The 13,182-nt window shown below is 72.6% G+C and carries 14 protein-coding genes and 3 pseudogenes; 14 read left to right on the top strand and 3 right to left on the bottom strand.

The window, feature by feature from the left end:
* Positions 1–76 precede the first annotated feature (76 nt).
* The 9 genes from rimP to OHQ87_RS16995 all read left to right on the top strand — a co-directional run bounded on the left by rimP (position 77) and on the right by OHQ87_RS16995 (position 8,154).
* On the top strand, positions 77–778 hold the full coding sequence (rimP, locus tag OHQ87_RS17035) for a ribosome maturation factor RimP (RefSeq protein WP_328338991.1): 702 nt from the start codon (positions 77–79) through the stop codon (positions 776–778).
* On the top strand, positions 775–1,809 hold the full coding sequence (gene nusA / locus OHQ87_RS17030; protein WP_328338989.1) for a transcription termination factor NusA: 1,035 nt from the start codon (positions 775–777) through the stop codon (positions 1,807–1,809). The genes rimP and nusA overlap by 4 nt, the downstream gene beginning before the upstream one ends.
* 16 nt (positions 1,810–1,825) lie before the next feature.
* Positions 1,826–2,158: a YlxR family protein gene (locus tag OHQ87_RS17025; RefSeq protein ID WP_328338987.1), complete on the top strand. Its 333-nt coding sequence runs from the start codon at positions 1,826–1,828 to the stop codon at positions 2,156–2,158.
* Between the two features lie 93 nt (positions 2,159–2,251).
* Positions 2,252–5,266 carry a translation initiation factor IF-2 gene (infB, locus tag OHQ87_RS17020; protein WP_442930478.1) on the top strand — a complete coding sequence of 1,005 codons (3,015 nt, stop codon included), beginning with the start codon at positions 2,252–2,254 and terminating at the stop codon, positions 5,264–5,266.
* A gap of 89 nt (positions 5,267–5,355) precedes the next feature.
* On the top strand, positions 5,356–5,649 hold the full coding sequence (locus tag OHQ87_RS17015) for a DUF503 domain-containing protein (RefSeq protein ID WP_328338983.1): 294 nt from the start codon (positions 5,356–5,358) through the stop codon (positions 5,647–5,649).
* A gap of 292 nt (positions 5,650–5,941) precedes the next feature.
* A complete protein-coding gene (rbfA, locus tag OHQ87_RS17010; protein ID WP_328338981.1) occupies positions 5,942–6,421 on the top strand; it encodes a 30S ribosome-binding factor RbfA in 480 nt (159 codons plus the stop codon).
* Between the two features lie 26 nt (positions 6,422–6,447).
* The gene (locus OHQ87_RS17005) at positions 6,448–7,518 is read left to right on the top strand and encodes a DHH family phosphoesterase (protein ID WP_328348889.1); all 1,071 of its coding nucleotides are present in this window, start codon (positions 6,448–6,450) and stop codon (positions 7,516–7,518) included.
* Positions 7,519–7,537: 19 nt separating this feature from the next.
* Complete coding sequence (locus OHQ87_RS17000; protein WP_328338979.1) at positions 7,538–7,945, top strand: hypothetical protein; 408 nt, start codon at positions 7,538–7,540, stop codon at positions 7,943–7,945.
* A complete protein-coding gene (locus OHQ87_RS16995; RefSeq protein WP_328338977.1) occupies positions 7,945–8,154 on the top strand; it encodes a DUF6186 family protein in 210 nt (69 codons plus the stop codon). The genes OHQ87_RS17000 and OHQ87_RS16995 overlap by 1 nt, the downstream gene beginning before the upstream one ends.
* 748 nt (positions 8,155–8,902) lie before the next feature.
* Here OHQ87_RS16995 and OHQ87_RS31405 read toward each other — a convergent pair.
* The 3 genes and pseudogenes from OHQ87_RS31405 to OHQ87_RS16990 form a co-directional block, all read right to left on the bottom strand.
* Positions 8,903–9,178 (bottom strand): annotated as a pseudogene (locus OHQ87_RS31405) (tetratricopeptide repeat protein); the annotation flags it as partial.
* A gap of 44 nt (positions 9,179–9,222) precedes the next feature.
* A pseudogene (locus OHQ87_RS31400) lies at positions 9,223–9,555 on the bottom strand (tetratricopeptide repeat protein); the annotation flags it as partial.
* The gene (locus OHQ87_RS16990; protein WP_328348888.1) at positions 9,476–10,384 is read right to left on the bottom strand and encodes an AfsR/SARP family transcriptional regulator; all 909 of its coding nucleotides are present in this window, start codon (positions 10,382–10,384) and stop codon (positions 9,476–9,478) included. The pseudogene OHQ87_RS31400 and the gene OHQ87_RS16990, both read right to left, overlap by 80 nt.
* On the opposite strand from OHQ87_RS16990, the gene OHQ87_RS16985 reads away from it, so the two are divergent.
* The 5 genes and pseudogenes from OHQ87_RS16985 (at position 10,323) to OHQ87_RS16970 (ending at position 13,173) form a co-directional block, all read left to right on the top strand.
* Positions 10,323–10,538, top strand: coding sequence for a hypothetical protein (locus tag OHQ87_RS16985; protein WP_328349116.1), 216 nt, complete (start codon positions 10,323–10,325; stop codon positions 10,536–10,538). The genes OHQ87_RS16990 and OHQ87_RS16985 overlap by 62 nt on opposite strands.
* A gap of 107 nt (positions 10,539–10,645) precedes the next feature.
* Positions 10,646–11,137 carry a TlpA family protein disulfide reductase gene (locus OHQ87_RS16980; RefSeq protein WP_328338975.1) on the top strand — a complete coding sequence of 164 codons (492 nt, stop codon included), beginning with the start codon at positions 10,646–10,648 and terminating at the stop codon, positions 11,135–11,137.
* An 11-nt stretch (positions 11,138–11,148) separates the two neighbouring features.
* Positions 11,149–11,556, top strand: a pseudogene (locus tag OHQ87_RS31395) (S24/S26 family peptidase); the annotation flags it as partial.
* A gap of 71 nt (positions 11,557–11,627) precedes the next feature.
* Positions 11,628–11,792, top strand: a complete 165-nt coding sequence (locus tag OHQ87_RS16975; RefSeq protein ID WP_328338973.1) for a hypothetical protein — start codon at positions 11,628–11,630, stop codon at positions 11,790–11,792.
* Between the two features lie 43 nt (positions 11,793–11,835).
* Positions 11,836–13,173 carry an MATE family efflux transporter gene (locus OHQ87_RS16970; RefSeq protein ID WP_328338971.1) on the top strand — a complete coding sequence of 446 codons (1,338 nt, stop codon included), beginning with the start codon at positions 11,836–11,838 and terminating at the stop codon, positions 13,171–13,173.
* Positions 13,174–13,182: the final 9 nt, after the last annotated feature.

Below are 13,182 nucleotides of genomic sequence, written 5' to 3'. Positions count from 1 at the left end.
CACCGGCGCTGCCGCCCCGGTGGCGTCCCGGCGTGCCGGTCCGACGACCGCCGCCGCTCAGGAGAAGGGTGCCCAGATGACGCAGCGTGGTCGTGCTACCAGGCCGACGGCGCCGGCGGGACGATCCCGTCGCACCGACGGCCCCCGGGGCGGGGACCGCGCGGGCGCATCCCGGGGCGACCTGGCCGCCCGCCGCACCAGGCTGCGCGACGTGATCGGGCCGGTGATCACCGAGGCGGGCTACGACCTGGAGGACGTCTCCGTCTCCCGGGCCGGCCGCCGGCACGTGGTGCGGGTGATCGTGGACGCCGACGGCGGAATCAACCTGGACGCCGTCGCGGACGTCTCCCGGGTGATCTCGGCGGCGCTGGACGCGGCCGAGGAGTCCGGCGGGGACATCGTGGCGGGGGAGTACCAACTGGAGGTCAGCTCCCCGGGGGTCGACCGCCCGTTGACGCTGCCCCGGCACTGGCGACGCAACGCCGGCCGGCTGGTCAAGGTGACCGTCCGGGCCGAGCGGCCCGAGGGGGAGCCCGCCGTGGACCGTCAGGTCACCGGCCGGGTGGTGACGGCCGACGACGAGCGGGTGGTGCTGGAGACCGGGTCCGGCCCGGTGGAACACCGCTACGCCGAACTCGGTCCCGGCCGGGTGCAGGTCGAGTTCCACCGCCTGGACGAGATCGACGAGGCGGACGAGTCCGGCGCGGACGACGAGTCCGGCGACGACACCGACGACGAAGATGACGACGACGAAGATGTGGAGGACGAGGAGAGGTGAACATCGACCTCGCGGCGCTGCGCGCACTGGAGCGCGAGCGGGAGATCCCGTTCGACACGATCCTCGCGGCGATCGAGACCGCGTTGCTGACCGCCTACCGGCACACCGAAGGTGCCGAGTCACACGCCCGGGTGGAGATCGACCGTAGGAACGGGGCCGCCCAGGTCTACGCCCAGGAGCTGGACGACGACGGCAGTGTGGTGCGGGAGTGGGACGACACCCCGCACGACTTCGGCCGGATCGCGGCGATGACCGCCAAGCAGGTGATCCTCCAGCGGCTGCGGGAGGCCACCGACGAGGTGCACTTCGGCGAGTACGTCGGCCGCGACGGCGACCTGGTGACCGGCGTGGTCCAGGCGCACGAGGCCCGCAGCGAGAAGGGCATCGTCAGCGTCGACCTCGGCAAGCTGGAGGGCGTGCTGCCGCAGTCCGAGCAGGTGCCCGGCGAGCGTTACACCCACGGTGAGCGGATCCGCTGCGTGGTGGTGCACGTGACCAAGGGGATGCGCGGTCCGCAGATCACCCTGTCCCGGTCCCACCCGGCGCTGGTGAAGAAGCTCTTCGCGCTCGAGGTGCCGGAGATCGCCGACGGCACGGTCGAGATCGGGGCGATCGCGCGTGAGGCAGGTCACCGCACCAAGATCGCCGTACGCTCCGCCGTCCAGGGCGTGAACGCCAAGGGCGCCTGCATCGGTCCGATGGGTCAGCGGGTCCGCGCGGTGATGAGCGAGCTGCACGGCGAGAAGATCGACATCATCGACTGGTCGGACGACCCGGCGACCTTCGTCGGCAACGCGCTGTCGCCGGCCAAAGCGCTCCGGGTCGAGGTGGTCGACCTGGCCACCCGGACGGCCCGGGTCACCGTTCCGGATTTCCAGCTCTCCCTCGCCATCGGGCGGGAGGGGCAGAATGCCCGGCTTGCCGCGCGATTGACCGGTTGGCGGATCGACATCCGCTCCGATGCGGAGCAGGCCGGCACCGGCGGTCGGGGCGGGGTCCCGGAGCCGGGCGGAGCGATCTCGGGCGGCTAGGGGTAGACTTCTTCCAGTGGTACGACGCGTGCAACCGGAGCGCACCTGTGTGGGTTGCCGGAAACGCGCGCCGGCCAGCGAATTGCTGCGGATCGTCGCGGTCGGTGACGAGGATGGTCACAGTCTCCGGCCTGATCCGAGCCGCAGTCTGCCGGGTCGGGGAGCGAACCTGCACCCGGATCCGGCCTGCTTCGCGCTGGCGGTGCGGCGTCGCGCCTTCGGGCGGGCGCTGCGGCTCACCGGGGTCCCTGACCACGGTGCCGTCGCGGAGCACGTCGATGCGCCAACCACTACGCCCGGTCAACCCGACCGGGCGAGGGTCGCTAGCAAGGTAGGACGACCGACATGAGCACACGATGAAGTCCCTGAAATGACCAGGCTTCAAGTGCAGGAGTGAGGTCGCTGCGGGTGCTGCCCGCACGACCTCGGAGTGAGGAGTGCAGTGGCAGGTAAGGCCCGCGTACACGAGCTTGCCAAGGAGCTCGGGGTCGAGAGTAAGACAGTGCTCGCCAAGCTGAAGGAAATGGGCGAGTTCGTGAAGTCCGCGTCCAGCACCGTCGAGGCGCCTGTCGCCCGACGGCTGCGTGGCGCATTCGTGGCGTCCGCCGGTGGTTCGTCGGCACCGACCGCTCCGGCGGCGGCCCCGAGCCCGGCACCGACCCCGACGCCGTCCCCGACCCCGGGTGCCCCCCGGGTCTCGGCCCGGCCGATGCCGCCCCGGCGGCCGACCGCGCCGACCCCCGGACCGAAGCCCAAGGGCCCGGTCCCTGGCCCGCCGCAGCCGGTGACCCCGGTCGCCAAGCCGGCGAGCGCACATGACATCGAGGTGGCGGCCGCCGAAGCGCGCGCCGCCGCGCTGAAGGCCGAGCAGGAGGCGGCGGTCAAGGCCGCCCAGGCCGCTCGGCAGCAGCAGCGGGACAACGTCCGACGGGAGCCCCCGACCGAGGGTGGTCCCCGTCCGGGTCCGCGTCCTGGTCCGAACGCCGTGCCGCCGCGTCCGGGTACCCCGGCCGCCGGTCGTCCCGGTGGTGCCCCGGCGGGTCCGGGTGCCCGGCCCGGTGGTCGTCCGCCGGCGCGCGGCGCCGGTAACAACCCGTTCGGCATCCAGGGCGGTCAGCCCCAGCGGCCCCCGGCCGCCGGTGCGGGCGGTCCCCGGCCGAGTGGTCCGGCCGGCATGCCGCCGCGTCCGAGCCCGGCCTCCATGCCGCCGCGTCCGAGCCCGGCCTCCATGCCGAGCCAGCGGCCCACCACGGGTCGCCCCGGCGGCCCCGGTGGCGGTCGTGGTGGCCCCGGTGGCGGCGCTGGTCGTCCCGGTGGCGGTGGCGGTGGCTTCCGCCCCGGTGGCGGCGGTGGCGCCGGCGGTGGTGGTGGTTACCGTGGTGGTCCCGGTGGCGGCGGTGGCGCCGGCGGCGGTGGCTACCGTGGTGGCCCCGGTGGCGGCGGTGGCGCTCCCGGTGGCGGTTTCCGTCCGGGTGCCCCGGCCGGTGGCGGTGGTCGTCCCGGTGGCGGCGGCCGTGGCCGTGGCGGTGGCGCCGCGGGTGCCTTCGGGCGTCCGGGTGGCCGACCGACCCGTGGTCGCAAGTCCAAGAAGCAGCGCAGACAGGAGTTCGACAACCTGTCGGCTCCGACCATGAGCTCGGGTGCTCCCCGGGGTCAGGGTCAGGTCGTCAGGCTCTCCCGCGGCGCTTCGCTGTCGGACTTCGCCGACAAGATCAACGCCAACCCGGGTTCGCTGGTCCAGGAGATGTTCAACCTGGGCGAGATGGTCACCGCGACCCAGTCCTGCTCCGACGAGACCCTGCTGCTGCTGGGTGAGCACCTCGGCTTCGACGTGCAGATCGTCAGCCCGGAGGACGAGGACCGTGAGCTGCTCGCGCAGTTCAACATCGACCTCGACGCCGAGGTCGCGGCGGACCGCCTGGTCAGCCGTGCGCCGGTGGTGACCGTCATGGGTCACGTCGACCACGGTAAGACCAAGCTGCTCGACGCGATCCGCAAGGCGAACGTCGTGGCCGGCGAGGCGGGTGGCATCACCCAGCACATCGGCGCGTACCAGGTCCACGTCCCGCACGAGGGCGAGGACCGCGCGGTCACCTTCATCGACACCCCGGGTCACGAGGCGTTCACCGCCATGCGTGCCCGTGGTGCCCAGGTCACCGACGTCGTGGTGCTGGTGGTGGCGGCCGACGACGGTGTCATGCCGCAGACCATCGAGGCGCTCAACCACGCCAAGGCGGCCGACGTCCCGATCGTGGTGGCGGTCAACAAGGTCGACAAGCCGGATGCCAACCCGGACAAGGTCCGCCAGCAGCTGACCGAGTACGGCCTGGTCGCCGAGGAGTACGGCGGCGACACCATGTTCGTCAACGTGGCGGCCAAGCCCGGCATCGGCATCGACGAGCTGCTGGACGCGGTCCTGCTGACCGCCGACGCGTCGCTGGAACTGACGGCGGCGATCGACGGACCGGCGCAGGGTGTGGCCATCGAGGCGCACCTGGACAAGGGTCGCGGTGCGGTGGCCACGGTGCTGGTGCAGAAGGGCACCCTGCGTGCCGGTGACTCGATCGTCGCCGGTGGGGCCCACGGCCGGGTCCGCGCCATGCTCGACGAGAACGGCAACCAGGTCACCGAGGCAGGTCCGGCCCGTCCGGTGCTGGTTCTCGGTCTGACCGCGGTGCCGGGCGCGGGTGACACCTTCCTCGCCGCGGCGGACGACCGCACGGTGCGGCAGATCGCCGAGCAGCGGCAGGCACGGCGGCGGGCGGCGTCCTTCGCCAACTCCCGTGGCCGGGCCACCCTCGAGACGCTCATGGAGCAGCTCAAGGAGGGCGAGAAGACCTCGCTCAACCTGGTGCTCAAGGGCGACGTCTCCGGTTCCGTGGAGGCCCTCGAGGACGCGCTGTTCAACCTCGACATCCCGGAAGAGGTCCAGCTCAGGATCATCCACCGGGGCGTGGGCGCGATCACCGAGAGCGACGTCATGCTCGCGAGCGCCTCGTCCGAGGCGGTCACGATCATCGGCTTCAACGTGCGGGCCGCCAACAAGGTCCGCGAGATCGCCGACCGCGAGGGCGTGGAGATCCGGTACTACACGGTCATCTACCAGGCCATCGAGGAGATCGACGCCGCGCTCAAGGGGCTGCTCAAGCCGGAGTACGAGGAGGTCGAGCTGGGCAGTGCGGAGATCCGCGACGTCTTCCGCTCGTCCAAGATCGGCAACATCTCCGGTTGTATCGTCCGGTCCGGCATCATCCGCCGCAACGCCAAGGCGCGGCTGCTGCGGGACGGGGCGGTCGTGGCGGACAATCTCACGATCAGTTCGCTCAAGCGGTTCAAGGACGACGCGACGGAGGTCCGCGAGGGCTTCGAGTGTGGTCTGACGCTGGCCGGTTTCAACAACGTCCAGGTCGGCGACACCATCGAAACCTTCGAGATGCGGGAGAAGCCGCGCGCCTGATCCGAGGCTGACACAGTGCTCAAGGGGTTTACGCCTTCCGGCGTAAACCCCTTGAGCATGTCCGGGGTGGTTCCGTAACGTCCGGGGCGATGTATACCGGAACCGCACTCTTCGACCTGCTCCTGCCGGGCGACTCCCGATCGCTCAAGGCAAAGAGATCGTATGTCCGGCCGATCGTGGCGGCACTACGCCGCTTCGAGGTGTCGGCCGCCGAGGTGGGCGCGCTCGACCTGCACGGTCGGGCCGAGATCGGGGTGGCCGTGGTGGCCGCCGAGGCGGCTCACGTCCGCGATGTGCTCGACTCCTGCGAACGACTGGTCGCCGACCGCCCCGAAGTCGACCTCCTCTCCGTCCGCCGCCACCTCCACACCCCCGAAACCTGACCCCCCACCCCCGCCCCCCACCCGGCCGTCTCCCGGTCCGCCTGGCCTCGGTGATCAAGAGGTTTGCGTCAGTCTGAAGATCAAAGCTGACGCAAACCTCTTGATCACCGAGGCGGTACGGGGGGTGGGTGGGGAGGTGGAGTCGGGTGGGGAGCGGGGTGGGTGGGGGTGGGTGGGTGGGGGCGGGGTGGGGGCGGGGCGCGGGTAGTGTTCGGGTGTTGGGTGGTCGGGGTTCGGTGGCGTTCGGCGCTGCTGCTCCGGCTGCGGAAGGAACGCCCTGGAGGTGGGGGACATGACTGATCCGGCCAAGGTTCGCCGGCACGCGGAGCGGATTCGCGAACTGGTCGCTTCGGTGGTGCGGAGCCAGATCAAGGACCCCCGGCTCGGGATGGTGACCATCACCGACGCCCGGATCACCGCCGACCTGCGCGACGCCACCGTCTTCTACACAGTGCTCGGCGACGCGACGGCCCAGGCCAGCACCGCCGCCGCGCTGGAGAGCGCCAAGGGGATGCTGCGCAGCACCGTCGGCAAGGCCCTCGGGCTGCGTCACTCACCCTCGTTGACCTTCGCCCTGGACGACGTGCAGGACCAGGTCAAGCAGATCGACGACCTGCTCGCCCAGGCCCGCAACGCCGACGCCGAGGTGCAGCGGCTGGCCGCCCAGGCGAAGTACGCGGGTGACGCCCAGCCGTACCGGGTCGACGAAGAGGACGACGACGCGGAGGACGAAGCCGTCGACACCGACGCGTCAGCGACGGACCGACGGTGACAGCCGCCCCGGGCACGGCCGGCGGGATCCGCGCCGGGTCGCCGTCCGCCGGCCCCGGTGAGGACGACTGGGCTGCCGCCGTCGCGGCGGTACGTGGCCTGCCGGCCGACGCCAGGGTGCTGCTGATCTGTCACGTCAACCCGGACGGTGACGCGCTGGGCAGCATGCTCGGCTTCGGACTGGGCCTGCGGCGGCTCGGCGTACGCCGGTTGCAGGCGACCTTCCCGGGGCCGCCCGAGGTGCCGGAGCCGTTCCGCTGGCTGCCCGGCATCGACCTGCTGGTGCCGGCGGCCGAGGCGTACCCGGATCCGGATCTCGTCGTCTGCTTCGACGCCGCGAGTGAGTCGCGTCTCGGTGACCTGGTCGACCGGCTCGACACCGCCGGCACTGCTGTGGTCCTCGACCACCATGCCTCGAACACCGGCTTCGGTGCGGTGCATCTGGTGGACCCGGGGGCGGCGGCCACCTCGGTCGTCGCCGAACAGCTGCTCGCCCGGCTCGACGTGCCGTTGGACGCGGAGATCGCGGCGGGCCTCTACGTAGCGCTGACCACCGACACCGGCTCGTTCCGGTTCGCGGCGACCACCCCCGAGGTGCACCGGCTCGCCGCCCGACTGCTCGCCACCGGCCTGCGCCCCGGCGACATCTCCCGCGAGGTCTTCGACACCCGGCCGTTCGGTGCGGTCCGGCTCTTCGGTGAGGTGCTGGGCCGGGCCCGGCTCGAACCGGCGGCCGCTGCCGGACACGGTCTGGTCTGGACCGACGCCACCCTCGACGACCTGGCCCGGCACGACCAGCGGCCGTACGTGCTGGAGTCGCTGATCGACTCGGTGCGTTGCACCGCCGAGGCGGACGTCGCGTGCGTGCTCAAGCAGGTCGGGCCGGACGAGTGGGCGGTGTCGATGCGGAGCAAGGGTGCCGTCGACGTCAGCGCCGTGGCGGTGGCGCTTGGTGGCGGAGGTCACCGTTTCGCCGCCGGTTTCACCGGACGCGGTGACGCCGACCAGGTCATGGCCCTGATCAAGGCGGAGTTGGACGGGGCGTTGACTGCCGGCCGTGCCGATGCCGACGGGTGTCGGTCTTCCCGCACACGGTGAGCCCGGAGAGAATCGGACGATGGAGCAGCCGCACGAGATCGCCCTGGACGTCTCCCGCACCTGGGACAGGCCGGTGGTCACCGTGCCGGTGCTGGCCTGTATCTCCCTGGTCGGTGGGCAGTTCCCGTCGTTCTCCGCCCAGGCCAACCTCTGGACGTTGGGCACCGGCGGTGCGCTGATCTGGCTCGGCCTCGGCAACCGCGTGCAGCGCCGTCCGGCACCGCGCCGGTTGGGTCGGGGCACCGCGTGGTGGCTGCTCCCGGCGGCGGTGTTCGGTGTCCTGGAAGGTGCCACCTTCGTCATGTCGGTCGGGGACGAGTTCCCCACCTTCTCCCGCCTGGCCGACCCACTGCTGGAAGACGAACTGGTCCGCTCGGCGGCCTGGTTCGTCTGGTTGGCCGCGTTCTGGGGGCTGGTGCGCCGGTGATGCGTGCCCTTGCCATCGGTGGCTTCCTCGCCTCACTGGTGCTCTTCGCGGCGGTCGAATGGGCCTCCCGCCGGGAGGACTCCCGGATTCCGTCATTGGGCGACGTCTGCGCCTACGTGATGCGGTACGAGGTCGGCCCGGTGCCGGTCGGCCGGATCGGGCTGTTCGGCTTCTGGTGGTGGCTGGGCTGGCACTTCCTGGCCCGCTGAGCACCAACCGCCCGGCGTCCGACAGTCGGCGTGGTGCGGACGGTCCCGGGCAGCCGGTGGCAGGCGACCGAGCCTACTGACCACCGCTGTGCCGCGCCCCGGCCCGCCAGGGTGCCGACGACATGCCCGCGTGCCCGCGTGCCCCGTGCCCCGCGCCCCGTGCGCCCCGCCCGGTGCGGCGAGACACGCCGGCGGGGTGGTCCGTTCGTCGGCTCTGGCGATGGCTCGTGCGTGACGGTCGGCCGCCGGGCCGGCCGCGCGTCGGGTCGTTCCTGACCGGTCCAGATGGCGGGAAGAGTGGACACCATGTGGAAAGTAAACGTTAACTTGGGAAAGGCCGACGTCGCGTCGCGACGCAGGTCGTGGGCGGTAGTGCCACACCCGGCGCCGCCTCCCTCCAGGGTCTGACCGACCCGGGCTCACGCTGCCAGGCGAGCCGCTCCGGTGATCCCGGGCCGCCCTTCCGGCGCTCAGCAGGACCGCCCGTAGGGCCACCTGTTCCGGTGACCCGCACCCTGGAAGGACACCGCCATGGCGACCAAGCCCAAGACCGAGACCACCGACGAGGCCCGCGAGCAGATGCGCCGCGCGTTGCAGACCTCCATGGACACCCGTCAGTGACGCCGACCCACCGTCGGTGACGCCGACGAGTGTCGGCGTCGGCGTCACCGTGGGCCGCCGGCCCCGTCCGGCCGGGCTCAACAAGGCAGCCGTGCCCGGCCTGACCTCGCTGCCGGACCAGTCGAGATCATGACAGCACCGACTGTTCCTGGGCGGCGATCCTGCTCTGGATGATCGCCCTCAGCGGATGGTCGATCCGGGTGAGGAGGGCCGCCGCCTGCGTCCAGGCCGCGCGGGCCGCCTCGGTGGCCCCGGCGGCGTCGCGGGTGTCCCCGAGGTGCTGCAGTGTCTCCGCCTCGAAGAGGCGATGGTCGAGCAGCCGGTGGAGTTCCAGGGAGCGCTGGTAGCAGCGGGTCGCCGCCTGGTGGTCGCCGAGCCGGTGGTACGCGTAGCCGAGACTGTCCCACGAACTCGCCTCCCCGACCGGTCAGCGAGCTGCTGCTGTAACTCCAGCGCCTCCCGGCAGTGCTCGACCGACCGCCGGTGGTCGCCGAGCTGCGCGTAGTCCCAGCCCACCGAGTTCAACGCCCTGGCCTGGGCGATGAGGTTACCGGTGGCCCGGAAGAGCTCCAGGGCGCGCAGGTCGTGCCGGAGCGCCTCCTGCTGGCCGCCGAGATATTCGCAAACCCAACCCATGGTGACGCAGGTCCACCCCTGACCGTCGAGGTCCCCGGCCGCCGTGTAGTGCGCCATGGCCTGCTCAAGATGGACCCAGGATTCCTCGTGCCGGTTCTGCCCGCTGAGGGCGTGTGACAGCTCGCGATGCGCCGACGCGACCATCGCCCGGATCGGCGATCCGCTCGGCGCAGCGCAGCGCCGTCCGCTGGGTGACTGTCACGTCGTTCCAGTGCCCCTGCCGGTTGCAGAAGGTGGTCAGGCACCAGGCCAGTTGCCAGGCGTGCCGGTCGAAGCCCGTCCCGGCAGCCGCCTCGACCGCCGCCACCAGGTGGGGTCGTTCGGCGGCGAACCACCCGGTGGCCGCGTGGTCGCTCTGCGGGGTGACGACCGTCACGCCGGAGTCCGGTGGGTCGAGGACGATGGCGTCCCGGTGCGGCCACAGCAAGCGGTCGGCGGTGTGCAGGTAGTGGTCGAAGAGCCGGCGGCGGGCCGCCGTCCGCCCCGGGGCGTCGGCGGCCAGTTCGACCGCGTACGCGCGCAGCAGGTCGTGCAGGGTGTAGCGGCCGGGACGGTGTTCGTTGACCAGGTGTGCGCGGGCCAGCTCGGCCAGGGCCGACCGGGCCCGGTCGACCCTGTCGCCGGTCAGGCTGGCAGCGGCCGGCACCGTGACGTCCGCGCCGGCGCCGCTGCCGACCGTGCGCAGCGGCCGACTGTCGCGGCCCCCTCGTTCGGGGTCCAGGGCCCGCCGCAGGTGGGAGACGTGGCTGCGCAGCGTCGCGGTGGCGGCGTCGGGCACGGGGTCACCCCACAGCGCCGCGGCCAGCCGACCCGCCGGCACCGACCGGCCGCGTTCCAGCACCAGCACCGACAACAGGACGACCAGCTGAGGGCCCAGCCGCAGCGGAGTGCCCCCGATGGAAGGAGCCGGAATGGGACGAGCGATGAGCGTGGTTGCCGATCGGCTGCTGGCGGCGGTGGCCCCGCAGGTCACAGCCACCGCCGTGACCTGCACCTTCTGGAAGACCCGGTGCGTGACGGGCAACTCCAGCAGCGGCTGCGCGAGCACCAACCACAAGTGGACCCAGTACGTCTACAAGTGCAGCGACGGTAGCGAGCGTATCGAGTTCGGCCACTGCGGCTGCTGACCCGGACCGTCGGTTCACCACCGGGTGGCCACCGGTCCGGACTGCGGGCCGGTGGCCACCCGGCCAGCCCGTGTTTCGACATTTTCGACATCGAATGGAGCCGTGAGGTGCTTCTCCTCGCGGCTGCGGTCACCATCGTCGGCGTACTTGTTGCCGTCAATTTGTTGCTGTGTCTGGGAATTGTGCGGCGGGTGCGGGAACACGCCACCCGGCTGGCCGCCCTGCCCGAACTGCCGGCCGACGGGATGCTGCCGGTGGGCGCACCGGTCGGGAGCTTCACCGCCCACGCGGTCGACGGCACCCCGGTGACCCGGGAGTCGCTACCGGACGGCGGGCTCTGCGTCTTCCTCGCCGCCGACTGCCCGCCCTGCCGGGACGAACTGCCCGACGTGGTCGAGGCGGCGGCAGCCGGGCGACGGGTGGTGGCCGTGGTCGTCGGGGACGACGGCGCGGAGCCGATGGTGTCATCGCCGGCTGCGACGCTGCCGGGGCGACCGGACGAGTTTGTTGATCTCGCACCGGCTCGGGGCGGTGCGGGACGCGGACACGATCGCGGTGCTGGACGCGGGACGGATCGTAGAACGCGGCACCCATCGTGACCTGATGCGCCATGACGGTCACTACGCACGCCTGTTCCGGCTCCAGGCGGACGGCTACCACGACGGGCTCCCGGCCCGGACCGGGTGACGGCGATGGTGGTCGACGTGTGCCGCCCCGTTGCGGTGACCGGGCCGGGGTGGACGCCGTGACCGGGCCGGTCGGCGCGTTGCTGCTCGGGTCGGTGCCGGTCGCGGCGGCGGTCGTCCTCGTGGGGCTGCGCCGCAGTCGGCTCGTCGTCACGGTCTCCGGCGACAGCATGGCGCCGACCCTGCGCTCCGGCGACCGGGTGCTGGCCCGCCGGATCCGGTCGGAGCACCTCCGGACCGGGCAGATCGTCGTCCTGCGCCGTCAGCACCGCGCACGGGACGGCACGGTCGGCGGGCACCCGTTGATCGTCAAGCGGGTGGCGGCCGTGTCGGGTGAGCCGGTCCCGCCCGGCCTGCGCGCCGCCCCCGGTGTCGGGGACGACCTGACGGTGCCCCCGGCCGGTTGCTCCTGCTCGGCGACAACCCGGCGGTCAGCTTCGACTCGCGGCAGTCCGGCTACGGGCACGCCGACCAGGTGGTGGGGGTGGTCGACAGGCGGCTCGGCGGCCCGTCGATCCGGCCGGTACCGGCCGGGTTGTCCGGCGGGGCCGAGGTTCGTAAGGGATGACAAGTCTTGTGATCCTTACCCGGCCATGACAGGATCAGCGGCGATGACCCCCTCTGCCGCCCCGTCTACCGCCGCCCCGTCCGCCGTGGCCTCGCCGCGTCGGATCGCCGCGCTGGCGCTGCCCGCCCTGGTGGTGCTCGCCGCCGAGCCGCTCTATGTGCTGGTCGACACCGCGGTGGCCGGGCACCTCGACCGGGTGGCGCTCGCCGCGCTCGCCGTCGGCGGCACCGTGCTGACCCTCGTCGCCTGGCTGGGGGCCGTGCTGGCGTACGGGATCACCGGCCGGGCGGCCCGCCGGTTCGGCGCGGGCGACCGGGCCGCCGCCGTGGCCGAGGGTGTCCAGGCATCCTGGCTGGCGTTCGGCGTGGGGACACTCGTCGCGCTCGGCATGCAGCTCGGGGCCGGGCCGTTGACCGACCTCCTGGCCGGTCCCGGGGAGGTGGCCGACGCGGCCGAGCGGTGGTTGCGGGTCGCCGCGCTCGGCGCTCCCGGCCTGCTGCTCGCCGCCGCCGGCAACGGCTGGCTGCGCGGGGTGCAGGACACCCGCCGGCCGCTGTGGTTCGTGCTCGGCCCCAACCTGCTCTCCGCGCTGCTCTGCCCGCTGCTGGTCTATCCCGTCGGCTGGGGGCTGACCGGTTCGGCGGTGGCGAACGCGTTCGCCCAGACCGTCTCCGGTGGGCTGTTCGTCGCCGCCCTGGTGGGCGAGCGGGTGGCGTTGCGCCCCCGCCCGGCGGTGCTCCGCCAACAGGTGATGTTCAGCCGGGACCTGCTGGTCCGGGGCGTCGCCTTCCAGGCCAGCTTCCTGTCCGCCACCGCCGTCGCGGCCCGGTTCGGGGCGGCGGCGGTCGGTGCGCACCAGATCGCCGTACAACTGTGGTTCCTCACCACCCTGCTGCTCGACGCCCTGGCGATCGCCGGGCAGGCGCTGGTCGGCGCGGCGCTCGGGGCGGGCGACGCCGCCGGCGCGCGTGTCCTGGCCCGCCGCCTCGCGTTGCTCGGGGCGGCGTGCGGTCTGGCGTTCGCGGTGCTCATCGCCGTCGGGGCCGGCGTCGTGCCCGGCTTGTTCAGCTCCGATTCCCGGGTACGCGAGCAGGCCATGGTCGCCTGGCCCTGGCTGGTGGCGCTGCAACCGCTCGGCGGCGTGGTGTTCGCCCTCGACGGGGTGCTGATCGGCGCCGGAGACGTGCGCTATCTGCGTAACCTGACGATCGTCGCGGCGTTCGGCGGGTTCCTGCCGGCGATCTGGCTGACCTACGTGTTCGACCTGGGTCTCGGCGGCATCTGGGCCGGGTTGACCCTGTTCGTGCTGCTGCGGCTGGCCGCCCTGCTGCTGCGGCTGCGCTCCGGTGGTTGGGCGGTGGTCGGCGCCGTACGCGGCTGACCAGGGCGG

The organism is Micromonospora sp. NBC_00421, assembly GCF_036017915.1.
In the GTDB taxonomy this organism is placed as follows: Bacteria; Actinomycetota; Actinomycetes; order Mycobacteriales; family Micromonosporaceae; genus Micromonospora.
The sequence above is the reverse complement of the archived record's forward strand: the minus strand, read 5'-3'. Positions and strand labels throughout refer to the sequence as shown.